Here is a 231-nt window from a genome sequence, read left to right on the forward strand (position 1 = left end):
GGGCGGCATCGGCCGCGCGCTCGCTGCGCAGCAGGGCCACGCGCTGCTCGACCGAGCCCTCCTGCCAGACCAGTTCGGGGTCGGCGGTTTCCTCCACGCCGCTGGCATAGCTCCATTGCGGATTGAGCGCGCCCAGCCAGCGCCCGCGCTCGCCCAGCACCGGGGCCAGCCACTGGCGCAGCTCCACGGACTGGCGGCCCTGCTCCAGCGCAGGCACCAGCAGGTCATGGG

At 74.5% G+C, this 231-nt stretch carries 1 protein-coding gene; it reads right to left on the minus strand.

Annotation, left to right across the window (positions count from 1 at the left end):
* Positions 1-217, minus strand: a 217-nt coding sequence (locus ACSNOK_RS36515; protein WP_436784936.1) for a DUF5691 domain-containing protein, incomplete at its 3' end; no start/stop codon positions are given.
* Positions 218-231: the final 14 nt, after the last annotated feature.

Origin of the sequence: Streptomyces sp. URMC 126, assembly GCF_051386555.1 — a bacterium.
Taxonomy (GTDB): Bacteria; Actinomycetota; Actinomycetes; order Streptomycetales; family Streptomycetaceae; genus Streptomyces.